Consider the following 22602-nt stretch of genomic DNA (forward strand, 5'->3'; position numbering starts at 1 on the left):
CGCGCGAAATCTGCCTATGTGCACTGCGTTCCTCCCGGGTGGGGGCGGGGACGGAGCATGCCAGTAAGCGCCGATGTAAGCGCTGTTAATCAGCGAGTCAACCTAGAGGGCACGGCAGTGAGCGGCAATGGGCTGTCACATAAATGTTGATGAGAGCTCGTCAGCGCCTCAAGATGGCCGCTGTCGTCGCCTACGCCATGCATCGGACACTCCGTGGACGACCAGGCATTCGCTTGGCACTCTGTGGCCACGGCTCCCCGACCCGCCCATGATCCGGGCACCCGAAGCGGGCAGTGAGGTCGGACCCGATGGGCATTCACCGTCACCGATGCTCGCTCAACCGGTCCGGGTTCGGACGGTGTTCAGGTGCGGACGCGGCACCCCGGTCGCCGTGCCCGCACCTGAACGGCTGGTCGAGGAGCGTCCGGCCCCGCCAGGCGCGAGCAGCGTCAGGCCTCGCTCCCGCCCCATCCCGTACGCCCCCGTCCCGGGACGTCACGCCTCGTCGCGGGACAGGGCCAGCAGCCGGTCCAGGACGCGGGGGCCGCTGCTGCGGACGCCGTCGTGCTCGAATTCGTCGGTGACCCAGCTGCGCAGGCCGCCGATGGCGCCCGCGGTGCGCAGGGCGTGGGCGGCGTCCACGTACATGTCGTCGTGGTACACCGCCGCGGCGACCGGGACCGCGTTGGCGGCGAGCCGCTGCGGGTCGTACAGCGGTGTCCAGCCGGTGCGTTCGGCCAGCAGCCGGCCGGTGTCGCGGAGCGGGCGCAGGGCCGGGTCGGTGTCGAGCATCCAGGGGTAGATCATCTCCCCGGTGAAGAGCACCGGCTCCCCGGCGTCCAGGGCCCGTCCGGCGTCGAACTCCGGGAACTCGGACCGGACCCGGTGCGCCGCCCAGTCCGTGGCGGTCCCGTCCTGTGAGTAGATCGACTCGTGGAGCAGGGCGTAGAGCGGGCTCGACGCACCGGAGAGCACCCCGCGGACGGCTTCGAGGAACGCGTCGGAGAGCTGCGGGCCGGACGCGGTGCGGACGAACGCGTCCTCGAGGAGGTAGTGCAGCCGGTGGGATCCGCCGGTGCCGCCGAGCAGGGTGCCCAGGGACTGGAAGGCCTCGACGGTGAGGCGGTGGCCGCCGGGCAGTTCGGCGGGGTGTTCGCGCAGCCGGCCGGCGATCCGCCGGGCGGCCTCGACGTCCTGCGGATAGCGGGCGTAGTGGGCGCGGTTGCGGCGGGCGACCCGGGGATAGGCGGCGCGGTAGACCTCGTCCGGCCCCGCGTCGAGCGAGGGCAGACCGCCGGTGATCAGGGCGCCGCGCAGGCCCTCGGGGGCGGCGCCGAGGTAGTGGACGGCGCAGAAGCCGCCGAAGCTCTGGCCGAGGACGGTCCAGGGCGCACCGCCGGTCAGCCGGGGGCGGATCCACTCGCAGTCCGCCACGATCGCGTCGGCGCGGAAGCGGGCCAGGTAGTCGGCCTGCTCCTGCGGGCCGCCGCGCAGTGGCAGGGTCTGCCGGCAGGCGGGCGTGGAGCGGCCGGTTCCGCGCTGGTCGAGCAGCAGGACGCGGTATTCCTGCACGGCCCGCTGCACCCAGTCGGTGGCCCCGACGGGCCGCCGGGCGCCGCATCCGGGGCCGCCCTCCAGGTAGACCAGCCAGGGCAGCTCCTGGTCCTGCCGGCCCGGGGCCGTCACCTCGCGGGCGTAGAGCTCGAGCTGCTCGCCGTCCGGTGCGGCGTGATCGAGGGGCACCTGGAAGTGATGGTCCGTGAGCACGAGTCCCGGCTGCCGATAGCTGGTCAATTGTCCTCCTGGTCCGTCGCACCCATGGCCATTAAGCCCATAGTTAACTAGCCTTAACGGCGGATCAAACCAGTGGGGCCGCTCCCGGCCAGGGGGCCCGAGGGGCGGCCGCTGAGGGGGACGGGACGGATGGCGAGCAGCACCAGTGCCGGCGGCGGCCGGGCCGGGGACACCGGGATCGGCCGACGGGTGCAGCGACTGCGCACCGAGCTCGGGCTGACACAGCGGCAACTGGCCGAACCGGAGTACACCGCCGCCTACATCTCCACCCTGGAGTCGGGCCGGGTCCGGCCCTCCGAGACCGCGCTGCGCCACCTCGCGGAGCGGCTGGGCACCAGCGTGGACGAGCTGGCCACCGGGCGGCCCGCGCACCTCGCCACCGAACTGCGGCTGGGGCTCACCGACGCCCGGCAGCTGCTCGGCGCGGGGGATGCCACGGACGCCGCGGAGCTGGTGCGCAGACTGCTGGTCACCGCGGAGCGGCACGGCTTCACGGCGGAGCGGGCGGAGGCGCTGATCGCCCTCGGCGACTGCGCGCTGGATCTGGGCGAGCTCACCGAGGCCCGGGAGAGCTTCGAGGCGGCCGAGCTGCTGCTGGCCGGGGAGCCGCTGCCGCGCCGGGCCGCCGCCGTACGGGGCCGCGCCGTCGCCCATCTGCTCACCGGGGAGCTCCGCTACTCCTGCTACCTGCTGGAGTCGGCGATCGACGAGCTGAACCGCAGCGGCCTGCACGACCCGGACGCGCTGGCGCTGCTGCACAGCGCGGCCATCGCCCCGTACATGGACATGGGCGCGTACGCCCGGGCCGCGCAGAGCGCCGAATTCGCGCTGGCGCTCGCCCCCAGCATCAGCGATCCGGCGCTGGTGGCCCGGATGCACCGCGGCGTGGCCCGCGCCATGATCGCCGAGGGCCGGGTGGCGGAGGCCGATGCCTCGCTCACCAAGGCGCAGGAGCTCTACCGGCAGTTGCACATCCGCACCGAACTGGCGCACTGCCACTGGATGCGCGGCTATGTGCACGCGCAGGACGGGGATCTGGAGACGGCCGAATCCGAGCTGCGCACGGCCCGGGAGATGCTGGCGTCCAAGCGGGCCCAGCTGTTCACGGCGCAGGTGGAGGTGGAGCTGGCGGATGTCCTGCGGCGGCGCGGCCGCTGCGAGGAGGCGGCGGCGCTGCTGGGGCGCATGCTCGACGGGATCGGCGCCGCCCTCGGCCCGGAGCGCGGGGCGGTGCACGCGGCGGGCGCCCACCGGCTGCTGGGGATGATCGCCGACGAGGGCGGGGCGACGGACGAAGCGGAACGGCACTACTGCGAGGCCCTGTCCCTGCTGGAGCACTCGGGAGCGGCCGGGGACCTCGCCGACATCTGCCGGCTCCTCGGGGATCTGCTGCGCCGCGAGGGGCGGACCGAGGCGGCGCTCGACGCGTACCGCACGGGGCTCGGTCACCGGCCGGCACCGGGCACCACCACCCTCGGAACGGGTCCGGCCGAACCGTCGCTGTGAGCCTCCTCCCCGGTGACCGTCCTCGTACCACCCGGTCGCCGTCTCGGTGAACGCAGCCGAGGGGACAGGGGACCCATCCGTGCCCGAAGATCATCGGATGGACTTGGATGACGTGCTGGTGGGCCACTGGAGCAGCGTGCCGTTCTCCTACGGCGCCATGGAGGCTTCCGAGATCGGGTTCCTCGGGGGCGGACGGGGGTGGAGCTCATGGTTCAACGCCGGCGCGCTGTCCGTCACACGCTTCAGCTGGCGCTGCCCGGAACCGGGGGTTCTGGAACTGCGTGCGCACTGGACGGTCGAGGGAACGCCCGGCCGGACGGCCGGTCCACCGGCGTTCTCCTCGGTGGAGCGGATGGAACGGCTGCATGACGTCGGGCGCCATCGCTACGGGTTCGGTCCTGCGGTACCGGCGCCGGGAGCGGAGGCGTTGACGGCGGTCACCTTCGAGGAGCCGGTGGAGTTCTGCCACCAGTACGCCAGGGGAGCGAGACGGATCCGGCCCGAGGAGGACCCCACCCACCTGGTGCTGCCCTATCAGTAGCCCGGCCTCCCAGCAGCCCGGCACGAAGGTGTTCCACGCGAGACGGCGGCTTCGTCGCGTGGAACGACCTCTGTGAGGCGTCACGTGCGCCTCGCGCCGCCATCACGGTGCAGGCCTGGGCCACGCTGACGCGGTGGCCCTCTCGCCGTCCCTGCCGGGGCGCTCCACCGCTCCGGCGCACGCCCGCCCAAGAACCCATGTCTGCTCGGTAATTCGAAGATCAACCCACTCGTTCGAGCGATTCCGGAGTTCCGGTGGACGCTGATAGCTTCGCTGGCGGTGACAAGCGGTTCCCGCCGCAAGGTTTTCCGCACCGGGAAATCGACTTCTCACCGAGAAAGTCTTCTGCACAAAGATGGGTGGGCGTCCATGGTGACCACGTCGGTGGATTCGAATTCTTCCGATGAGGACGGTCAGTCGCAGCTGAGCCTGGGGACGGCAGCTGCCCGTAATTTGGCGACAACGACCAAGTCCGTTCCACAGATGCAGGGCATCACCTCACGCTGGCTGCTCCGGCTGCTGCCGTGGGTCCAGGTGCCGGGGGGCACCTATCGGGTCAACCGCCGGCTGAGCCACACCCTCGGGGACGGCCGGATCGAGTTCGTCACGACCGGGGCCGAGGTGCGGGTCATCCCGGCGGAGCTGGGCGAGTTGCCGCTGCTGCGCGATTTCGGCGACAGCGGAGTGCTCGACGCGCTGGCGGACCGTTTCGTGCAGCGCGAGTACGCGGCCGGTGAGCTGATCGCCGAGGCCGGCCGGCCCGCCGGCCACCTCTTCCTCATCGCGCACGGCAAGGCGACGAAGCTCGCCCCGGGACCGTACGACGAGCAGTCCGTGGTGGAGGTGCTGGCCGACGGCGCGCACTTCGGGGACCAGGCGATCGCGGCTCCCGAGGCGGACTGGTCGTACAGCCTCAAGGCCGTCACCGCCTGCACCGTTCTGGCCCTGCGGCGGCAGGATTTCGACGAGGTGGCGCAGGGGTCGGAGGAGCTGCGCGGCCATCTGCGCCGCCGGGCCGAACTCCCCCGCCAGCGGCGGCGGAACGCCGAGGGTGAGGCGGCCATCGAGGTGGCCTCGGGCCACACCGGGGAGCCGGCGGTGGCGGGCACGTTCGTGGACTACGAGCTCGCACCGCGCGAGTACGAGCTGAGCGTCGCGCAGACCGTCCTCCGGGTCCACAGCCGCGTCGCCGACCTCTACAACGAACCCATGAACCAGGTCGAGCAACAGCTCCGCCTCACCGTCGAAGCCCTCCGCGAACGCCAGGAACACGAACTCATCAACAACCGCGAGTTCGGCCTCCTCCACAACGCCGACCTCAAGCAGCGCATCCACACCCGCAGCGGCCCGCCCACCCCCGACGACCTCGACGAACTGCTGGCCACGGTGTGGAAGGACCCGGGACTGATCCTGGCCCATCCGAAGGCCATCGCCGCCTTCGGGCGGGAGTGCAACCGGCGCGGGGTGCATCCGGACGCGGTCGATGTCCAGGGGCACTCGGTTCCCGCCTGGCGCGGCGTGCCGATCTTCCCGTGCAACAAGATCCCCGTCACCGGCGCACGCACCAGCTCCATCATGGTGCTGCGCACCGGCGAGGCCGCCCAGGGCGTCATCGGACTGCACCGCACGGGGGTCGAGGACGAGTACGAGCCGGGCCTCTCGGTGCGCTTCATGGGGATCGACGAAAAGGCCATCATCTCCTATCTGGTGAGCGCCTATTATTCCGCCGCCGTTCTCGTCCCGGATGCCCTGGGAATTCTGGAGAACGTGGAAGTCGGGCACTAGGCCCGCACTCTTTTCCGTACGGGACTCCTCGCACAGGATTCCTCGTACAACGACAGCACAGCGGAACCGATTTCGCATGCTGTCCGGTGAACAGCCGAGCTTTTCCCGTGAACAGCCGGTGCCGAACCGGCTGTTCCACGACACGTACCGCACAGAAATGGGTGACATTCCCCGATGACCACGTCTGTGGAAATGAGTTCCGCCTCCGAGGACGGGCAGCAGCCCCAGCTCAGTCTGGCGACCGCCGCGGCGCGGAACCTGGCCACCACGACCAAGTCGGTCCCCCAGATGCAGGGGATCTCCTCGCGGTGGCTGCTGCGCGCGCTGCCCTGGACCGAGGTCACCGCCGGCACGTACCGGGTCAACCGCCGTCTCACCCACACACTGGGGGACGGGCGCGTCGAGTTCGTCACCACCGGAGCCGAGGTCCGGGTGATCCCCGCCGAACTGCGGGAGCTCCCCCAGTTGCGCTCCTTCGACAACGCTTCGGTACTGGAGGCGCTGGCCGACCGGTTCGTGCAGCGGGAGATCGCCGCGGGGCAGACGATCGTGGAAGCCGGCCGGCCGGTGGACCGCGTCATCCTCATCGCGCACGGCAAGGCCGACAAGCTGGGCACCGGGAAGTACGGCGACCGCACGGTGCTGGGCGTCGTCGCCGACGGCGACCACATCGGCGAGGATCTGCTGACCGGGCAGGGCGGCGACTGGCCGTTCACCCTGCGGGCCGCGACCACCTGCACCGTGCTGGCCCTCCCCCGGCACGCGCTGGACGAGGTCACCGCACGGTCCGAGGCGCTCCAGGAGCATCTGGAGGAGTTCCGCGCGGCACCCCGGCTCCCGCAGAACAAGCACGGTGAGGCGGCCATCGAGCTGGCCTCGGGGCACAGCGGCGAGTTCGCGCTGCCGGGCACGTTCGTGGACTACGAACTCGCACCGCGCGAGTACGAGCTGAGCGTCGCGCAGACCGTCCTCCGGGTCCACAGCCGCGTCGCCGACCTCTACAACGAACCCATGAACCAGGTCGAGCAACAGCTCCGCCTCACCGTCGAAGCCCTCCGCGAACGCCAGGAACACGAACTCATCAACAACCGCGAGTTCGGCCTCCTCCACAACGCCGACCTCAAGCAGCGCATCCACACCCGCAGCGGCCCGCCCACCCCCGACGACCTCGACGAACTGATCTCGCGGCGGCGGAAGACGCAGCTGCTGCTGGCGCACCCGACGACCATTGCGGCGTTCGGCCGGGAGTGCAACCGGCGGGGTCTCTACCCGCAGGGGGTGGAGTACATGGGGCAGCAGGTGCGGGCCTGGAGGGGCATTCCGCTGCTGCCGTGCAACAAGATCCCGGTCACCGAGGCGCGGACGAGTTCCGTCCTCGCGCTGCGGACCGGGGAGGCCGACCAAGGCGTGGTGGGCCTGCGCCAGACGGGGATTCCGGACGAGGTGCAGCCGGGGCTCAATGTGCGGTTCATGGGGATCAACGAGAAGGCCGTCATCTCCTACCTGGTGAGCGCCTACTTCTCGGCCGCCGTCCTGGTGCCGGACGCCCTGGGCATCCTGGAGGACGTGGAGGTCGGCCACCAGGACGGGTGACGCGCCCGGGGCAGTGCGCGCGGCGCGGCGGGGTCTCCCTCCCCCGCCGTGCCGCGTGCGTGTACCCTCGCGGCTGCTGCCGCACGCCGGGCGTCAGATGAGCCGCTTCTCCCGGAGGTACGAGCGCGCCACATCGGCGGGCAGTCGGCGCCAGCTGTCCACCCGCTCGTTGAGCCGCGTCAGGTCTTCGGTGGTCAGCACCCGGTTGAGCGCGTTCAGCGCGTTCACGACGCCGGTGTCACGGGCCCGGCCGGCGTGGAGCACGGGCACGATGTGGTCGGCGTTCTGCAACTGCCGGTCGTCGGCGAGGAGGACCAGGCCGAAGCTGTCGAGGGTGCCGTCGGTACTGGTGGTCAGCACCAGTTGGTCCCGGCCCGACGCAACGGCCTGCTTGGCCTGGGTGGTGCCCACGCCCTTGGGATCGACTCCGGTGACCCGGATGCCGTACCGGCGGCGCAGACCGGGCAGGCAGTACGGCCGGCGGACGCATTCGTCACCGGCCGCCAGGCGCACCCGCAGGCCGGAGGCGCCCAGTTGGGAGAGGGTCGTCAGCCGGTGCCGGGCGGCGAAGGAGCGGCTGACGGCGAAGGCGTTGCGGTCGACGGCCCGGCCCGGCTCCAGGACCGTGAGACCGCGGGCGGCGGCGAGGGGCCGCAGGGCCTGCAGGGTGGCGCCGAGGTCGGGCGAGGCGACGGGCTTCGCGTCGGGGCCGTGCCGCTTGGCCCGCAGCCAGTCGGCGAGGGTGGCGGCGTACTCGGGGACGACGTCGATCCGGCCGCTCTCCAGGGCTGGTTCGTACAGCTCCCGGTTGCCCACGGTCAGGATGTCGGTCCGGTACCCGGCCCGGCCGAGCAGCAGGGCGTACATCTGTGCCAGCAGCTCGCTCTCGGTGAAGCCCGCCGACGCCACGGTGAGGTGCCGGCCGCCGGGCGGGGCTCCGGTGACCTCGCCCCGCCGTTCCAGGGCGGGCCCGGTGGCGCAGCCGGTGAGCAGCAGGGCGGCCGCCAGGGCCGTGCCGGCGCGGGCCGCCGGCCTCCTGCGGCCCGCCGAACTTCTTCGGACCGCCGAACTTCTTCGGACCGCCGAACCTCTTCGGACCGCCGGCCTGCTGCGAACCATTGGCCTGCCGCGAACCGTCGGCATCATCGCGTCCGCCCGCGCAGCCAGGCGGGCGCCAGTCGCGTCGCGCCGACGAACGTCCCTTCCACGCACAGGGCGAGCAGGGCCACGAGCACCGCGCCCGCGATGACCTGCGGGGGGCTCGCGAGGCTGAAACCGGCGGTGATGATCCGCCCCAGTCCGCCCCCTCCGGCCAGGGCCGCGATGGTGGCGGTGGCGACGAGTTGGACGGCCGCGATGCGCACACCGGTGAGCACCAGCGGTATGGCCAGGGGCAGTTCGACGTTCCACAGCAGCTGACGGCCGGTCATGCCCATGCCCCGGGCGGCCTCCACGACGTCCGGATCGGCTCCGCGCACACCGACGTAGGCGTTGGTGAGCAGCGGTGGCACGGCGAACAGCACCAGGGCGATCATCGTGGGCCCTTCCCCGTACCGGCCGACCGGGCTCAGCAGGAGCAGCACCAGCACGGCGAACGTGGGAACGGCGCGGCCCACGTTGGAGACGTTGACGGCGAGCACGCCACCGCGGCCGAGGTGGCCCAGGACGACGGCGACCGGCAGCGCGATGAGGCAGCTGACGAGCAGACAGACCGCGGTGAGCCAGGCGTGTTCGGCGAGCCGGCTGCCGATGCCGTCCGCTCCGGCCCAGTGTGCGGGGTCGGTGAGCCAACGGGCCGCCTGTGCCGTGGTGTTCACCGTGCCGCCCGGTGGCGCTGCCAGGGGGTGAGCAGCCGTTGCGCGCCGAGCAGGAGCAGGTCGGCGCCGACGGCGAGGGCGACGCAGAGCGCGGAGGCGGTGAGCACCTGGGCCTTGAAGTAGCTGTTCATGCCGGTGTTGATGAGGTTGCCGAGACCGCCGTGGCCGACGACGGCCCCCAGGGTCGCGAGCGACACGGCGGACACGGTCGCGATCCGCACCCCGGCCATGACGGCCGGTACGGCGAGCGGCAGTTCGACGGCGAGCAGCAGGCGCAGCGGTCCGTAGCCGAGCCCGCGGGCCGCTTCCCGGACGTCCGCGGGGACGCCGTCGAGTCCCGCGAGGATGTTGCGGACGAGCAGAGTGAGCGAGTACAGCACCAGCCCGGCGACGACGACGGACTCCGAGAGCCCGTACAGCGGCAGGAGCAGCGAGAACATGGCCAGCGAGGGAATCGTGTAGAGCACCGTGGTGACGCCGAGGACGGGCGGGGCCGCCCAGCGGCGGCGCCGGGCGAGGAGCGCCAGCGGGACGGCGAGGACCAGGGCGAGTCCGACCGCTGCCGAGGTGATGCGGAGGTGTTCCAGGAGCGCGTCGAGGAGGACCTCGCGGCGGGTGCTGAGATACGCGCCGCAGATCCAGTCGTTGTGAGCGAGACAGTCGTCCGGGGTCGCGGTCACCTCACCATTGCAGCCCGGAGGCTGCGCCGGGCGCGCGTCCTGTTCGTCCTTTCGGGGTACCCCGGCCCACAGGCGCCCCATTGGTCCGTACCTTGCCGCGGCGTCCCGCTTCCCGCGCTCTCACCCCTTTACACACGCTGTCGTCCTGTGTTCACTGGCCCGTTATTGACACAGCGTGTAGTTGTGCAGTTGTCTTTTGCAGCCTTGTTCGGAGTCCTGGGAGCCCCTGTGATCGCCCACCGTGCCCAAGCTGTCGCCTTGAGCGGCTGCCTCGCCCTTGCGGCCCTGCCCCTGAGCGCCTGTGGCGCCCTGACGAAGGATGCCGTCGAGAGCAAGAACGCCTCGGTCGCCACCTCAGCCGAGGACGCGGGTGGGATGGAATCCCTGGTCGCCGCGGCGAAGAAGGAGGGGCGGCTGAACGCGGTCGCCATCCCGCGCGACTGGGCGAACTACGGCGACCTGATCGACGGCTTCGAGAAGAAGTACGGCATCACGGTGCACGTGTCCAACCCTGATGGGTCCAGTGAGGACGAAATCAAGGCGGTCAAGGCCGACAAGGGCAAGAACCACACACCGGACATCCTCGATGTCGGCGGTTCCTTCGCCCGGGACGCGGCCCGGGAGGGCCTGCTCGCGACCTACAAGGTCGAGCCGTTCAGCAAGATCCCGAAGACCCACAAGGACCCGCGGGCCCGCTGGTACAACGACTACGGCGGCTACATCTCGATCGGCTGTGACGCCAACCGGGTCGAGACCTGCCCGGAGTCGTTCGCCCAGCTGCTGCGGCCCGAGTACGCCGGGAAGGTCGCCATCAACGGCAACCCGAACAAGTCGGGCTCGGCCTTCGGAGTGGTGTACGCGGCGGCGCTGGCCAACAACGGCTCCTTCAACGACATCGAGCCGGGCCTGGACTACTTCCGGAAGCTCAAGAGCCGGGGCAACTTCAACCCCGTCGAGTCGACCCCGGCCACCGTTTCGAACGGCAAGACGCCCATCAGCGTCGACTGGGACTACCTGAACGCCGGTTACGCCGACCAGTTCCGCGACAAGGGCATGGACTGGCAGGTCTCCGTCCCCACCGACGGCGTCTTCGCCCAGTACTACACCCAGGCGATCAACAAGAAGGCCCCGCACCCGGCGGCCGCCCGCCTGTGGCAGGAGTACCTGTTCAGCGCCGAGGGCCAGAACCACCGGCTCGACGGCTACGCGCGCCCGGTCCTCATGGACGCCATGAAGGCGGACGGGACGCTGCACGAGATCGCCGCTGCCTGGCTGCCGGAGGTGGAGGGCGTGCCGCGGTTCCCGAGCGAGGCGCAGACCGTCAAGGCCAAGAAGGTCGTGGCCCGCGGCTGGTCGCGCGCCATGTCCCGCTGAGGCATCGCAGCGGGAGCCGTTCGCGGCTGACGGCCGTCCGGACGGCGGCGGGCCCCCGCCGTCCGGTCAGCGCGCGCCGTACACCGGCTCCGCGGGCCGGGCGTCGGCCAGCAGTCCCAGCGCCACGTCACCGGCCTCGGCCGGCGTCCAGCGCGCCCCCTTGTCCACGGTGGGACCGGCTCGCCAGCCCTCCATCACGGTGATCCGGCCCGCTTCGGCCTCGAAGACCCGGCCCGTCACCCCGGCGGAGCCCGCCGAGCCCAGCCAGACGACGAGCGGGGAGACGTTCTCCGGGGCCATCGCGTCGAACGCGCCGTCACCCGGCGCCGCCATGGCCTCCTCGAAGGTCCGTTCCGTCATCCGGGTGCGGGCCGCGGGGGCCACGGCGTTCACCTGGATGCCGTAGCGGCCCATCTCGGCGGCGGCGACGAGGGTGAGGGCGACGATCCCGGCCTTGGCGGCGGAGTAGCTGCCCTGCCCGACGCTGCCGAGCAGTCCGGCGCCGGAGCTGGTGTTGATCACGCGGGCCTCGGGGGCGCGCCCCGCCTTCGCCTCGGCCCGCCAGTGCGCCGCCGCGTGCCGCAGGGGCAGGAAATGGCCCGTGAGATGGACGCGGACGACGGCGTCCCAGTCGTCCTCGTCCAGGTTGACGAGCATCCGGTCCCGCAGGAATCCCGCGTTGTTGACCAGGGTGTCGAGGCGGCCGAACGCGTCGAGCGCGGTGGTGACGAGCGAGGCGGCGCCCGTGGCGGTCGCGATGTCTCCCGTGTGGGCGACCGCCTCGCCGCCTGCGGCCCTGATCTCGTCCACGACGTGCTGGGCCGGGCCGGAGGAGCCTCCCGCGCCGTCCGGGCCGACGCCGAGGTCGTTCACGACCACGCGGGCGCCCTCGGCCGCGAAGGCCAGGGCGTGCGCCCGCCCGAGCCCCCGCCCCGCCCCCGTCACCACGACGACGCGCCCGTTGCAGATTCCGGTCATTCCGCACTCCTCCGTCGGCACTTCGGCTTTCTCCGTCGGCGCTTCGGCCTCGATGGTCGGTCAGTGCTGTGCCGGCCGGCCCCTCGCCGGCCACGGCCCTGCGAGCTCTGTGCTCGGGGCGCTCGCCTGTGCCCGTCGCCCGTCGCCCGTCGGCCGTTCACCCGGGCGCCTGCGCGGCCCGGCGGATCGTGCGGGGCGCCGCCGCACGGCCGGTCCGGCTCAGCGGGGGCGGGTCCGGTCGGCGTCGTCCGCCGGTGGGGCGGTCGCGGTCGCCGCGTCCAGGAACGCGGGGCGCTCCCCGCCCCCGTGGACGAGCAGGCTGGCCCCGGTGATGTACGCGGCGCGGTCGGACGCGAGGAAGACGGCGGCGTCGCCGGCCTCGTCGGGCTCGGCCAGCCGGCCCAGCGGGACCGTCCGGCCGACGGCCGCCACCCCGGCGGCGTCCCCGTAGTGCAGCCGGGAGAGCTCGGTGCGCACCATGCCGAGGACGAGGGTGTTGACGCGGATGTCCGGCGCCCACTCCACCGCCATGGAGCGGGCGAGGCTCTCGAGCCCGGCCTTGGCCGCGCCGTAGGCGGCCGTCCCCGGCGAGGGGCGGCCGCCGCTCACACTGCCGATCATGATCACCGACCCCGGTGTCCGGTGCTCCGTCATCACCGCGTGGGCGGCGAGGGAGGCGGTGAGGGAGCCGGTGAGGTTCAGTTCGACGACCCGGGCATGGCGTTCGGGGGCGGCGTCCGCGAGCAGCCGGTGGGGCGTCCCCCCGGCGTTGTTGACGAGGCAGTCCAGCCGGCCGTACCGGTCGGCGATCCCGGCGAAGAACGCCCCGACCGCCAGGGCGTCCCGAAGGTCCAGAGGGTGGAAGTCCGCCGTCCGCCCCGCCGCCGCGACCGGGGCGTCGGGCGGTCGCCGCGCGGCGGCCACCACCCGGGCACCGGCCCGCAGAAAGGCCCGCGCGATGCCCGCGCCGACCCCGCGGGTGCCGCCGGTGACCACGACCACGCGCCCCGCCAGGTCCAGTTCGATGCCCACCTCGCACCTCCCGCGGCGCGCCGACCGCTGCTACCGTCCCGCCTAACAAACGTTTGGTGGAAAGGTAGCGGATTCGCTCATGGGTGTCTCCACCTCCGTCCCCGACGCGGGACTGGCCGTTGTCACCGTCGACTACCCGCCCGTCAACGCCCTGCCGGTGCGGGGCTGGCACGAGCTGGCCGACGCGGTACGCACCGCCGGACGCGACCCGGCCGTGCGCTGCGTCGTCCTGACCGCCGCCGGGCGCGGCTTCAACGCGGGCGTCGACCTCAAGGAGATGCAGCGGGAGGAGGGTCACGGCGCGCTGCTGGGCGCCAACCGGGGCTGCTACGAGGCCTTCGCCGCGGTCTACGAGTGCGAGGTTCCGGTGGTGGCCGCCGTGGCGGGCTTCTGCCTGGGCGGCGGCATCGGCCTGGTCGGCAACGCGGACGCCGTCGTGGCGAGTGACGACGCGACGTTCGGACTGCCCGAGCTGGACCGGGGCGCGCTCGGCGCGGCCACGCACCTCGCCCGGCTGGTGCCGCAGCATCTGATGCGCGCGCTGTACTTCACCTCGCGCACCGCCACCGCCGAGGAGCTGCACCGGCACGGCTCGGTCTGGCAGGTCGTCCCCCGCGAGCGGCTGCTGGACGCGGCGGTGGCGCTGGCCCGCGAGATCGCGGCGAAGGACGGCTACCTGCTGCGCCTGGCGAAGGCGGCGATCAACGGCATCGACCCCGTCGACGTGCGGCGCAGCTACCGCTACGAGCAGGGGTTCACCTTCGAGGCGAATCTCAGCGGAGTGGCCGACCGGCACCGTGAGGCGTTCGTCACCCGCAAACCGGACCGTTCACCCCCTTCCACGCCTTCGGTGGCATCGGGAACTTCGGAAGGTGCGGCGCATTCCCCCCATTCCGCAGAGGAGACGCGGTGAGCACGGACAAGACGATGACCGCCGAGGAGGCCGTCGGCCGGCTTGAGAGCGGGATGACGGTCGGCATCGGCGGCTGGGGTTCCCGGCGCAAGCCGATGGCCCTGGTGCGGGCGCTGCTGCGGTCCGGTGTCACCGACCTGACCGTGATCGCGTACGGCGGCCCGGACGTGGGGCTGCTGGCCGCCGCGGGCCGGATCCGGAAGCTGGTCACCGCGTTCGTGACGCTCGATTCGATCCCGCTGGAACCGCACTACCGGGCGGCGCGGGAGCGGGGCGCGTTCGAGCTGGTGGAGCTGGACGAGGCGATGTTCCAGTGGGGTCTGACCGCGGCTGCCCACCGGCTGCCGTTCATGCCGGTCCGGGCGGGGCTCGGTTCGGACGTCCTGCGGGTCAACCCGGGGCTGCGGACGGTGAGATCGCCGTACGAGGACGGGGAGGAGCTCGTCGCCGTCCCCGCCCTCCGCCCGGACGTCTCCCTGGTCCACCTCAACCGGGCCGACGCGCACGGCAACGGCCAGTATCTGGGCCCCGATCCGTACTTCGACGATCTCTTCTGTGCGGCGGCCCGGACCGCCTATGTCTCGTGCGAACGGATCGTGGACAGCGCGAAGCTGCTCGACGCGGGCGGTCCGCAGACGCTGCTGATTCCCCGGAGCCATGTCACCGGGGTCATCGAGGCCCCGAACGGCGCGCACTTCACCTCATGCGCCCCCGACTACGACCGCGACGAGCCGTTCCAGAGGGCCTACGCGGCCGCCGCCGCGGACCCGGCGGCCTGGCGGTCCTTCACCGACCGCTTTCTCTCCGGCGGTGAACACGCCTACCGGGCCGCGGTGGCCGCATGGCAGGAGGAGCAGCGATGACGTCCGGACCGACGGTTTCCGGAACTGTGGCGGCGACCCGCGCCGAGTACTGCGTGGTGGCGTGCGCCGAGGCCTGGCGCGGTGCCGGGGAGATCCTGGCGAGCCCGATGGGCACGGTGCCGACGATCGCCGCCCGGCTGGCGCGGCTGACGTTCGCGCCCGATCTGCTGCTCACCGACGGGGAGGCACTGCTCATCGGTGACGTCCCGGAACTGGGTGGCACGGCACGGGTGGTGGAGGGCTGGCTGCCGTTCCACCGGCACCTGGCCATGGCCGCCGGGGGCAGGCGCCACGTGATGATGGGTGCCTCGCAACTCGACCGGCACGGCAACCAGAACATCGCGTGCATCGGCGACTGGGACCGCCCCGACCGGCAGTTGCTGGGGGTCCGCGGAGCCCCTGTCAACACCCTCAACCACGCGACGAGTTACTGGGTGCCCCGGCACTCCCGGCGGGTGTTCGTCGAGCGGGTCGACATGGTCTGCGGCGTGGGCTACGACCGTGCGGTGGCCGCGGGTCCGTCGGCCACCCGGTTCCACCGCATCCCACGGGTCGTCAGCGACCTGGGGGTCTTCGACTTCGAGACCCCGGACCGGTCGATGCGGCTGGTCTCCGTGCACCCGGGGGTGACGGTCGACGATGTCGTGACGGCCACGGGGTTCCCGCTGGCGGTCGCGTCCGATACGGCGGAGCCGTCCGGGCAGGCGGATCCGTCCCGGCCGGCGCACTCGTCCCGGGCGGCCGATGGGTCCGGGACGACCGGGCCGGGGAATCCGACGGAGCCGGGCGCGTCGTCCGGGCAGGCGGATGTCCATGAGCCGGCGGATGCCCAGGAGTCGGCCTCTGCGTCCTGGGTGCCGTTCACGCGGGGGCCGACGGCCGAGGAGCTCCGGCTGATCCGTGAGGTGATCGACCCGCGCGGGCTGCGCGACCGGGAGGTCCGCTCATGACGGCGCCCGGGCAGTCCGCGGACCTGACCCGACTGCCTGTTACTGGGCAGGTGTCGGGGACGGCGTCGGCCATCCGGCGCATCGATACCCCGCTCACCCGGCTGACCGGAGTCCTGCATCCGGTCGTCCAGACCGGGATGGGCTGGGTCGCCGGCCCCCGGCTCGTCTCGGCCACCGCGGCGGCCGGAGCACTGGGCATCCTCGGGTCGGCGACCATGACACCCGATCAGCTGCGGTCCGCGATACGCGAGGTGAAGGACCGCACGGACGCGCCGTTCGGGGTCAACCTCCGCGCCGACGCCGGGGACGCGGAGGAGCGGGTGCGGATCATCATCGACGAGGGCGTGCGGGTCGCCTCGTTCGCCCTCGCGCCGTCCCGGGAGCTGATCGCGCGGTTGAAGGACGCGGGGGTAGTCGTCATTCCGTCCGTCGGCGCCCGCCGGCACGCGGAGAAGGTCGCCGCCTGGGGCGCCGACGCGGTGGTGGTCCAGGGCGGCGAGGGCGGCGGCCACACCGGCGAGGTGGCGACCACCGTCCTCCTCCCCCAGGTCGTCGACGCCGTCGACATCCCGGTGATCGCGGCGGGTGGCTTCTTCGACGGACGCGGTCTGGTTGCGGCCCTGGCGTACGGGGCGGCGGGCATCGCCATGGGCACCCGCTTCCTGCTCACTTCGGACAGCACCGTGCCCGACGCGGTGAAGGCCCGCTATCTGGCGGCGACGGTCCGGGACGTCACCGTCACCACGGCGGTCGACGGGCTGCCGCACCGGATGCTGCGCAGCGAACTCGTCGGCTCCCTGGAACGCTCCGGCCGCCTCACCGCTCTGCTCCGCGCCGTCCGGCACGCCGCGTCGTTCCGCACGATGTCCGGCCTGAGCTGGCCGCGGATGGTCCGGGACGGGCTGTCCCTGAAGCACGGCAAGGATTTGACGTGGAGTCAGGTTCTGCTCGCCGCCAACACCCCGATGCTGCTCAAGTCATCGATGGTGGACGGCCGCACCGACACCGGGGTGATGGCCTCGGGCCAGGTCACCGGGCTGATCGAGGACCTGCCGTCGTGCGCGGAACTGGTGGACCGCATCATGGCCGAGGCGGGGGCGGTGCTGAGTGGGCTGCCGGGCAGGGCTGAGCCTCCGCAGTGAGGGCACTGGAGTGTGGCCAGTCAGGCACGCTGGGCGGTAGTCAGCCGGTCGACCCGCTTGGTGAGTCGGTCGACCTGCTTGGTGATGAGCCCGAGGGGGAACTGAGCTTTCTCGCCTACGTTGAGTTCTTCGAAACTCGCCGTGACGTTGCCTGTCCGCACGAAAACGTGGTGTTCATCCCGAAGCCCACGTCCGTCCGGCAGCGGAATGATCAGGTGGAAACTGAGGGCCTCGTCCCCGACATCGGGGGCCTTCTCGAAGGTGATCTTCGCCTTGAACTTCCCGTCCGGGCCGACTCCCGTGAAGGACTTGCAGTTCGTGATCGAGTAATGAAGCTGCTGAAAGGATCCTTCTGCCATCGCCTCGTCGTACGAAGCCAGCGTGGACCCACCCCCCATGATGTTCTTCTTCCAATTGAAGATCTGGAGCACGACGGCGGACGCATTCTCGGCGTTATGCACCTCGAAAATTCTCTGGCAAGAGGCATCCGAGACAGGCGGGCTATTGCGTCGCTCACCTTCTGGAACAGGATCCTGCACAGGCACGCTCTCGGCCTGTGGCACCTCGCTGTCCCTGAGGGCGAGTGCCTTCAGCTGCTCCGCGGTTAACACGGGTCTCGAGGGTCTTGAGGGTGCTTCCGTGGTCGGAGTCGCCGTTGGGCGGCTCGCCGCTTCTTCGGTTGAGCAGCCGGAGACGACGAGCAGTCCGGCAATCACCGCATGACTTGCTGACATCCGGCGTATGAGTGCAGCCACATGTACCTCCCCTGAGCTGTCTGTACGAGTCGGATAGACGTTAGCCGCAACCATCGATGGCGGGAGCGCGATCTGGCCCACTTGTGGTGGACGGCAAGCGACAGCGAACGTGAAGCGCGGGCTCCGAACCTCGCCAGTCCGGCCCGTCGCGCCGTCGCCCCGGGCCTAGCCCGTCACGAAGAGGACACCCGCCCGGACAGGAGTCGTCCACCGCGAGACGGCTGATCCGGGCAGCAGGAAGAACGTCCGATGGGTACCTTCGCCTTGACGTTCCGTGCCGCCTGCGGTCAAGCCGGCCGACGGCACACGGTGGGCGGTGCTGAGGAAGTGGGTACGGGCATGCGGTCTGACGCCGATCGGAGAACGGGAGAGGGGTTCAGCTCGGCTCGCGCGGCCGAAGTGCTGGTCGCGGCATGTCGACAGGCGCGGCTCGACAGCGAGGGAGCACGACTGATCCGCTTCGGAGAGAACGCGCTGTTCCGGCTGGCGGCCCATCCCGTGGTGGTGCGTATCGCACGCTCGACGGAGTACCTGGCCTCGGCATATGGCGAGGTTCAGGTGTCACGCTGGCTCTCAGGTGAGGGCTTCCCCGTCACTCGCGTGATCGATGACATGGAGCAACCCATGCTCTTCGAGGGTCATCCAGTGACGTTCTGGCACGTGATTGACGGGGATGATCGGCGAGCGACATACGGGGAACTCGGAGCCGTTCTCCGGGACCTTCATTCGCTCACTCCGCCGGAGCATCTGTCCCTCCCACCGTACTCGGCGTTGGACCGGACCGAGCACCGGATCGACACGGCAGTCGGCATACCGGAGGGTGACCGGGCGTTCCTGCGCAAACGGGCATGTGAGCTTCGGGATCGGCTGGAAGACCTGCGGTTCGAATCCGAGAAGGGGCCCGTGCACGGGGACGCTCACGTACAGAACCTCATGGTGGACCGGAACGGCCGGGTGATCCTCATCGATCTGGAGCGATTCAGCTTCGACTTCCCCGAGTGGGACCTGATGGTCACCGCAACAGAGCATCACAGCCTCGGGTGGCAGACCGAGGAAGAGTACGGCGCCTTCCTCGGCGCATATGGGCGGGATCTCGGCACCTGGTCGGGCTTTCCCGTCCTGCGGGCCGTGCAGGAGTTCAACATGACGACGTGGCTCATGCAGAACGTGTCCGAGAGCGCTGAAACGGCGGCAGAATACACCCGCCGCATCTCCTCACTCCGGAATGAGGACGCCCTGCGGAACTGGAGCCCGGGGTGACCCTCGGCTACTCATCACTTAACTGGCTCATGGCGTCCCGTACACGTTCAGAGAACTCGCGAACGACAGGGTGCGCCGCGTGGGTGGACACCTCGCGGCGGAAGTCACGTACGTACCGCCGGAACCGAGCCGACTGGAGGGTGTCTCCCGCTTCGACAGCGAGCCCGGCGGTCGCCACGGCGGCTTCGAGGTCGCCGTTCAACAGGTGACTCCGTGCCAGCACCATCCGGCAGAACCCGAGCGTGCGGGCGTACTTGGGATCGGTGAGGCCAACAGCGCGTTCGGCGAAACGAACGGCTTCGGCGCCCTGCCCGAGGTCAAGGAAGCAGTGGCAGAACTCGCCCGTCAGCTCTGCTTCACCCATGTAGGAGAGCCAGTCGGGATCGTCGGCACTATCGGCCTGCTCGAAGTACCTCTCGGCCTCGTTCATCGCACGGGAGGCCCCTGGGCAGTCCCGGACAGCCGACAGCGCACGGGCCTCGTGCGCAGTGAACAACGCCAACGCACGAGGCGTTGAGGCCGTCTTGCCGCCTTCCACGGATGCACGGGCCAGCAACAGGGCACGAGTCGCTTGGCCCAGATAGTTGGCCTGATGGCTCATATTGGTCAGAATGCGTGCGCCCATCATGCGGTCGCCCACCACCTGAGTCAGTCGCAGTGTCGACGCCAGATAGCGGTCGGCGAGGACGTGGTTTCCGCTGTCGTAGGCGCTCCAGGCCAGAAGTTGAGCCATCTCCGATGCAGCTGTGAAGAGTGCCCGGCCGACCTCAGCGCTGTAGTTGGCTCCCAGCAGTGGGAGCACATCTTCGCGGAAGTAGTGGCGAAACGCCTTGTGTGCATGTCCGCCACCGAATTGGAAGTCCAGTTGCATGAAGAATCCGGCGGCGGTCCGGACTGCGACAAGGTCTCGCATGCCGACCCGACGAGCGGCGGGGGCTCCGGGAGGCACACCGTCGGGACGGGAGACGAGCCACGAGAGTGCCACGGCGTACGCATCCGCGTCGGGGGCCTGAGGTTCCTGCGACGGCCCATCCTCCGGACACTGATGAGTAAGCGCTTCCAGCGTGCTCAGCGTCTCGGTCAGCGACCCTGCGTAGCCCGAGCCAACGGCAGGAGTGGGACTCGGGCCGGATGCGGCGAACCCCAATTCCTGCGGCGTGAGCCTCCGCCGTAACTTGGCGCTCAGCGCCTCGGCAACGTATACGGCCGTCTGCCGCTGGATACCCCGCCCGTCCAACCATCGCTGAACGGCGACATGTGTCGTCCCCAGGCGTTCACCATGCGTCTCCGCGACTTCACGGACTCGCTTGGCCAATCCCTTGTTCGACACTCCCGCCTCCGCCATGACGGTCGCCAAGAGGCGGTTCGGCTTCCTGTTCACGTGGTGTTGACACCCCCGGCGTCACGGCAAGTGCTCATCGTGACACACCGGGTGGCCGTCGGAGGGGGTTCGTCATGAACCCCCTCGGGTGGGCACACGAACCTCCGGCGTTCATGTGAACCCCTCTGTGAACGCTGCCGCATCGCCGAAGACGGTCGTTGACTGACGAGGCAAGGCACTCTGCGGGCGCACGGCGCCAGGGCGGGGCCAACCCGATGGAAGAAGGTCAATGTGCGATGCCACCTCGGCGGGATTCTCGAATCGCCGCCTCGTCCCCTGCTCCCCGCTCCACCACCCCATCGCGCGGTGATCTCAGGCCCGGCCGTGGGCCGGCCGTACGCGCGAGGCGGCGATGGTCCCGGGGATGCCGATGACCACTGCCCCTGCGGTTGGAGGTCGATCCGCGGCACGGTCATCTGTCACTGGGGTCCCCATCACTCCGTCTTCGAGCAGCGGCTGGAACGCGATACGGAGCATGACCAGTGCGCGGTTTCGATGTGCGTCCCGCAGCGGATGGCGGTGACTCGGTGAATGACAACGCTCGGCTTCTCCCCTGGCTGGGTTCGTCGGGACAGCGTTCCTATCTGGTGACCGACGACGGAGCGAGTCACCTCTCCCGACTCGCCGACGAAATGGAGGAAGCACAGCTGCAAGCCGGTGCTGTCCTGCTCGGCCACGCCGTCGGAATCCTCGAAGCCGATAAGACCAACGCCTGGGAACTCCGCTACCTGAGCGCTCGGCTGACCGAAGCCCTGCGGGATGCTCTGAGGGTGGCCGAGAGCCGGGGTGAACGGCTGCCCAGGACTCATGACATGCCACCCGGATAGGGCGGGGCGCGGCTCGCGTTCGGGACAGCAATGTCGTCACCCTGAGGACGACGCCCACGCGAAAGGCGCGACCACTGGTCAGACCCTTGCGTGTCTGCTGGTCAGAGCACATCGACGCCGGGGTGACGTCTGCCGCAATGAGCAGGCACCACCCCGCACCGCTCGCGACGCCCCGTAGACCGACGATCCCCGGGCGGCCTTCAGAAACGTTCGACGACCGTCGCGTCAGAGACGTTCGATGATGGTCACGTTCGCCTGGCCCCCGCCCTCGCACATCGTCTGGAGGCCGAACCGTCCGCCGGTGCGCTCCAGTTCGTTGAGGAGCGTGGTCATCAGCTTGGTGCCGGTGGCGCCCAGGGGGTGGCCCAGGGCGATCGCGCCGCCGTTGACGTTGGTGCGCTCCGGGTCGGCGCCGGTCTCCTTCAGCCAGGCCAGGACCACGGGCGCGAAGGCCTCGTTGATCTCGACCAGGTCGATGTCGTCCAGGGTGAGTCCGGTCTTCTTGAGGGCGAACGCCGTCGCGGGGATCGGGGCGGTGAGCATCCGGACCGGGTCCTCGCCGCGGACCGACAGGTGGTGGACCCGGGCGCGCGGGGTGAGGCCGTGGTCCCGTACCGCCTGGTCGCCGGCGATGAGGATCGCCGAGGCGCCGTCGGAGACCTGGGAGGAGACCGCGGCGGTCAGCCGGCCGCCCTCGACCAGGGGTTTCAGGGCCGCCATCTTCTCCAGTGAGGTGTCGCGCCGGGGGCCCTCGTCCGTCGTCACACCGCTGCAGGGCACCAGTTCGCGGTCGAAGCGCCCCTCGTCGATGGCACGGACGGCCCGCTGGTGGGAGCGGAGGGCGAACTCCTCCATGTCCTGCCGGGAGATGTGCCACTTGGCGGCGATCGTCTCGGCGCCGAGGAACTGGCTGACCGGGCGGTCGCCGTAGCGGGCCCGCCAGCCCTCGGATCCGGCGAACGGGCCCTCGGTGAGCCCGAGCGGTTCGGTGGCCTGCCGGCTGGCGTAGGCGATGGGCACCTGGGACATGTTCTGCACGCCGCCCGCGACCACCAGGTCCTGGGTGCCCGACAACACGCCCTGCGCCGCGAAGTGCAGCGCCTGCTGGGACGAGCCGCACTGCCGGTCCACCGTCACGCCCGGCACCTCCTCGGGCAGGCCCGCGGCCAGCCAGGCGGTGCGCGCGATGTCGCCGGCCTGCGGGCCGACCGTGTCGAGGCAGCCGAAGACCACGTCCTCGACGGCGGCCGGGTCGATCCCGGTGCGCTCCATCAGCGCGGTCAGCACCTGGGCACCGAGGTCGGCGGGGTGCACGGCGGAGAGTCCGCCCCCGCGCCGGCCGACCGGGGTCCGTACGGCGTCGACGATGTAGGCCTCGGCCATGGCTGCTGCTCCTTCGTCGTCAGGGCTG

The 22602-nt window shown here is 71.0% G+C and carries 20 protein-coding genes; 11 read left to right on the forward strand and 9 right to left on the reverse strand.

Features of this window, described 5'->3' with window-relative positions; translation table 11 throughout:
* Positions 1 to 495: 495 nt before the first annotated feature.
* Positions 496 to 1794 carry an alpha/beta fold hydrolase gene (locus ACFYYR_RS20245; RefSeq protein WP_388855002.1) on the reverse strand — a complete coding sequence of 433 codons (1299 nt, stop codon included), beginning with the start codon at positions 1792 to 1794 and terminating at the stop codon, positions 496 to 498.
* A 129-nt stretch (positions 1795 to 1923) separates the two neighbouring features.
* Here ACFYYR_RS20245 and ACFYYR_RS20250 point away from each other — a divergent pair, with 129 nt between their 5' ends.
* The 4 genes from ACFYYR_RS20250 (at position 1924) to ACFYYR_RS20265 (ending at position 7219) form a co-directional block, all read left to right on the forward strand.
* Entirely contained in the window at positions 1924 to 3300 is a 1377-nt protein-coding gene (locus ACFYYR_RS20250) for a tetratricopeptide repeat protein (protein ID WP_388855005.1), read from the forward strand.
* A gap of 97 nt (positions 3301 to 3397) precedes the next feature.
* Positions 3398 to 3841, forward strand: coding sequence for a hypothetical protein (locus ACFYYR_RS20255; RefSeq protein ID WP_388855008.1), 444 nt, complete (start codon positions 3398 to 3400; stop codon positions 3839 to 3841).
* Between the two features lie 369 nt (positions 3842 to 4210).
* Positions 4211 to 5626 carry a family 2B encapsulin nanocompartment shell protein gene (locus ACFYYR_RS20260; protein WP_388855011.1) on the forward strand — a complete coding sequence of 472 codons (1416 nt, stop codon included), beginning with the start codon at positions 4211 to 4213 and terminating at the stop codon, positions 5624 to 5626.
* 174 nt (positions 5627 to 5800) lie between these two features.
* Positions 5801 to 7219 carry a family 2B encapsulin nanocompartment shell protein gene (locus ACFYYR_RS20265; protein ID WP_388855014.1) on the forward strand — a complete coding sequence of 473 codons (1419 nt, stop codon included), beginning with the start codon at positions 5801 to 5803 and terminating at the stop codon, positions 7217 to 7219.
* A 93-nt stretch (positions 7220 to 7312) separates the two neighbouring features.
* Here the strand turns inward: ACFYYR_RS20265 and ACFYYR_RS20270 are convergent, their stop codons facing one another.
* From ACFYYR_RS20270 to ACFYYR_RS20280, 3 genes are read right to left on the reverse strand one after another with little or no spacing between them, the layout of a single operon-like run.
* The gene (locus ACFYYR_RS20270) at positions 7313 to 8338 is read right to left on the reverse strand and encodes an ABC transporter substrate-binding protein (RefSeq protein ID WP_388855017.1); all 1026 of its coding nucleotides are present in this window, start codon (positions 8336 to 8338) and stop codon (positions 7313 to 7315) included.
* A 23-nt stretch (positions 8339 to 8361) separates the two neighbouring features.
* The gene (locus tag ACFYYR_RS20275; protein WP_388855020.1) at positions 8362 to 9036 is read right to left on the reverse strand and encodes an ABC transporter permease; all 675 of its coding nucleotides are present in this window, start codon (positions 9034 to 9036) and stop codon (positions 8362 to 8364) included.
* On the reverse strand, positions 9033 to 9716 hold the full coding sequence (locus ACFYYR_RS20280) for an ABC transporter permease (protein ID WP_388855023.1): 684 nt from the start codon (positions 9714 to 9716) through the stop codon (positions 9033 to 9035). The genes ACFYYR_RS20275 and ACFYYR_RS20280 overlap by 4 nt, the downstream gene beginning before the upstream one ends.
* A 228-nt stretch (positions 9717 to 9944) precedes the next feature.
* Here ACFYYR_RS20280 and ACFYYR_RS20285 point away from each other — a divergent pair, with 228 nt between their 5' ends.
* Complete coding sequence (locus tag ACFYYR_RS20285; protein WP_388855026.1) at positions 9945 to 11090, forward strand: ABC transporter substrate-binding protein; 1146 nt, start codon at positions 9945 to 9947, stop codon at positions 11088 to 11090.
* Between the two features lie 66 nt (positions 11091 to 11156).
* Here ACFYYR_RS20285 and ACFYYR_RS20290 read toward each other — a convergent pair whose 3' ends face one another.
* Positions 11157 to 12068 carry an SDR family oxidoreductase gene (locus ACFYYR_RS20290; protein WP_388855029.1) on the reverse strand — a complete coding sequence of 304 codons (912 nt, stop codon included), beginning with the start codon at positions 12066 to 12068 and terminating at the stop codon, positions 11157 to 11159.
* A 219-nt stretch (positions 12069 to 12287) separates the two neighbouring features.
* Positions 12288 to 13088, reverse strand: a complete 801-nt coding sequence (locus ACFYYR_RS20295; protein WP_388855427.1) for an SDR family oxidoreductase — start codon at positions 13086 to 13088, stop codon at positions 12288 to 12290.
* A 91-nt stretch (positions 13089 to 13179) separates the two neighbouring features.
* Between ACFYYR_RS20295 and ACFYYR_RS20300 the strand changes: the two genes are divergently transcribed.
* The 4 genes from ACFYYR_RS20300 (at position 13180) to ACFYYR_RS20315 (ending at position 16968) form a co-directional block, all read left to right on the forward strand.
* Positions 13180 to 14013 carry an enoyl-CoA hydratase family protein gene (locus tag ACFYYR_RS20300; protein ID WP_388855032.1) on the forward strand — a complete coding sequence of 278 codons (834 nt, stop codon included), beginning with the start codon at positions 13180 to 13182 and terminating at the stop codon, positions 14011 to 14013.
* Between the two features lie 14 nt (positions 14014 to 14027).
* Positions 14028 to 14876 carry a CoA transferase subunit A gene (locus ACFYYR_RS20305; protein WP_388855430.1) on the forward strand — a complete coding sequence of 283 codons (849 nt, stop codon included), beginning with the start codon at positions 14028 to 14030 and terminating at the stop codon, positions 14874 to 14876.
* Complete coding sequence (locus ACFYYR_RS20310) at positions 14873 to 15826, forward strand: CoA-transferase subunit beta (protein ID WP_388855035.1); 954 nt, start codon at positions 14873 to 14875, stop codon at positions 15824 to 15826. The genes ACFYYR_RS20305 and ACFYYR_RS20310 overlap by 4 nt, the downstream gene beginning before the upstream one ends.
* Before the next feature lie 80 nt (positions 15827 to 15906).
* Positions 15907 to 16968: an NAD(P)H-dependent flavin oxidoreductase gene (locus tag ACFYYR_RS20315; protein WP_388855433.1), complete on the forward strand. Its 1062-nt coding sequence runs from the start codon at positions 15907 to 15909 to the stop codon at positions 16966 to 16968.
* A 20-nt stretch (positions 16969 to 16988) separates the two neighbouring features.
* Here ACFYYR_RS20315 and ACFYYR_RS20320 read toward each other — a convergent pair whose 3' ends face one another.
* Positions 16989 to 17723: a hypothetical protein gene (locus ACFYYR_RS20320; RefSeq protein WP_388855038.1), complete on the reverse strand. Its 735-nt coding sequence runs from the start codon at positions 17721 to 17723 to the stop codon at positions 16989 to 16991.
* Between the two features lie 339 nt (positions 17724 to 18062).
* Between ACFYYR_RS20320 and ACFYYR_RS20325 the strand changes: the two genes are divergently transcribed.
* A complete protein-coding gene (locus ACFYYR_RS20325; RefSeq protein WP_388855436.1) occupies positions 18063 to 18983 on the forward strand; it encodes an aminoglycoside phosphotransferase family protein in 921 nt (306 codons plus the stop codon).
* Positions 18984 to 18990: 7 nt separating this feature from the next.
* On the opposite strand, the gene ACFYYR_RS20330 is transcribed toward ACFYYR_RS20325, so the two are convergent.
* Positions 18991 to 20364, reverse strand: coding sequence for a sporulation protein (locus tag ACFYYR_RS20330; RefSeq protein WP_388855041.1), 1374 nt, complete (start codon positions 20362 to 20364; stop codon positions 18991 to 18993).
* Between the two features lie 527 nt (positions 20365 to 20891).
* On the opposite strand from ACFYYR_RS20330, the gene ACFYYR_RS20335 reads away from it, so the two are divergent.
* On the forward strand, positions 20892 to 21191 hold the full coding sequence (locus ACFYYR_RS20335; RefSeq protein WP_388855044.1) for a hypothetical protein: 300 nt from the start codon (positions 20892 to 20894) through the stop codon (positions 21189 to 21191).
* Positions 21192 to 21416: 225 nt separating this feature from the next.
* On the opposite strand, the gene ACFYYR_RS20340 is transcribed toward ACFYYR_RS20335, so the two are convergent.
* Positions 21417 to 22574 carry an acetyl-CoA C-acetyltransferase gene (locus ACFYYR_RS20340; protein ID WP_388855047.1) on the reverse strand — a complete coding sequence of 386 codons (1158 nt, stop codon included), beginning with the start codon at positions 22572 to 22574 and terminating at the stop codon, positions 21417 to 21419.
* Between the last annotated feature and the right edge of the window lie 28 nt (positions 22575 to 22602).

The sequence above is a fragment of the Streptomyces sp. NPDC001922 genome, from assembly GCF_042891165.1.
Classification (GTDB): domain Bacteria; phylum Actinomycetota; class Actinomycetes; order Streptomycetales; family Streptomycetaceae; genus Streptomyces.

Coding starts and splice junctions, on each gene's coding strand:
- ACFYYR_RS20250 (WP_388855005.1), top strand. CDS start 1,924: ATGGCGAGCAGCACCAGTGCCGGCGGCGGCCGGGCCGGGGACACCGGG.
- ACFYYR_RS20255 (WP_388855008.1), top strand. CDS start 3,398: ATGGACTTGGATGACGTGCTGGTGGGCCACTGGAGCAGCGTGCCGTTC.
- ACFYYR_RS20260 (WP_388855011.1), top strand. CDS start 4,211: ATGGTGACCACGTCGGTGGATTCGAATTCTTCCGATGAGGACGGTCAG.
- ACFYYR_RS20265 (WP_388855014.1), top strand. CDS start 5,801: ATGACCACGTCTGTGGAAATGAGTTCCGCCTCCGAGGACGGGCAGCAG.
- ACFYYR_RS20270 (WP_388855017.1), bottom strand. CDS start 8,338: ATGGTTCGCAGCAGGCCGGCGGTCCGAAGAGGTTCGGCGGTCCGAAGA.
- ACFYYR_RS20290 (WP_388855029.1), bottom strand. CDS start 12,068: ATGACCGGAATCTGCAACGGGCGCGTCGTCGTGGTGACGGGGGCGGGG.
- ACFYYR_RS20300 (WP_388855032.1), top strand. CDS start 13,180: ATGGGTGTCTCCACCTCCGTCCCCGACGCGGGACTGGCCGTTGTCACC.
- ACFYYR_RS20305 (WP_388855430.1), top strand. CDS start 14,028: ATGACCGCCGAGGAGGCCGTCGGCCGGCTTGAGAGCGGGATGACGGTC.
- ACFYYR_RS20310 (WP_388855035.1), top strand. CDS start 14,873: ATGACGTCCGGACCGACGGTTTCCGGAACTGTGGCGGCGACCCGCGCC.
- ACFYYR_RS20325 (WP_388855436.1), top strand. CDS start 18,063: ATGCGGTCTGACGCCGATCGGAGAACGGGAGAGGGGTTCAGCTCGGCT.
- ACFYYR_RS20340 (WP_388855047.1), bottom strand. CDS start 22,574: ATGGCCGAGGCCTACATCGTCGACGCCGTACGGACCCCGGTCGGCCGG.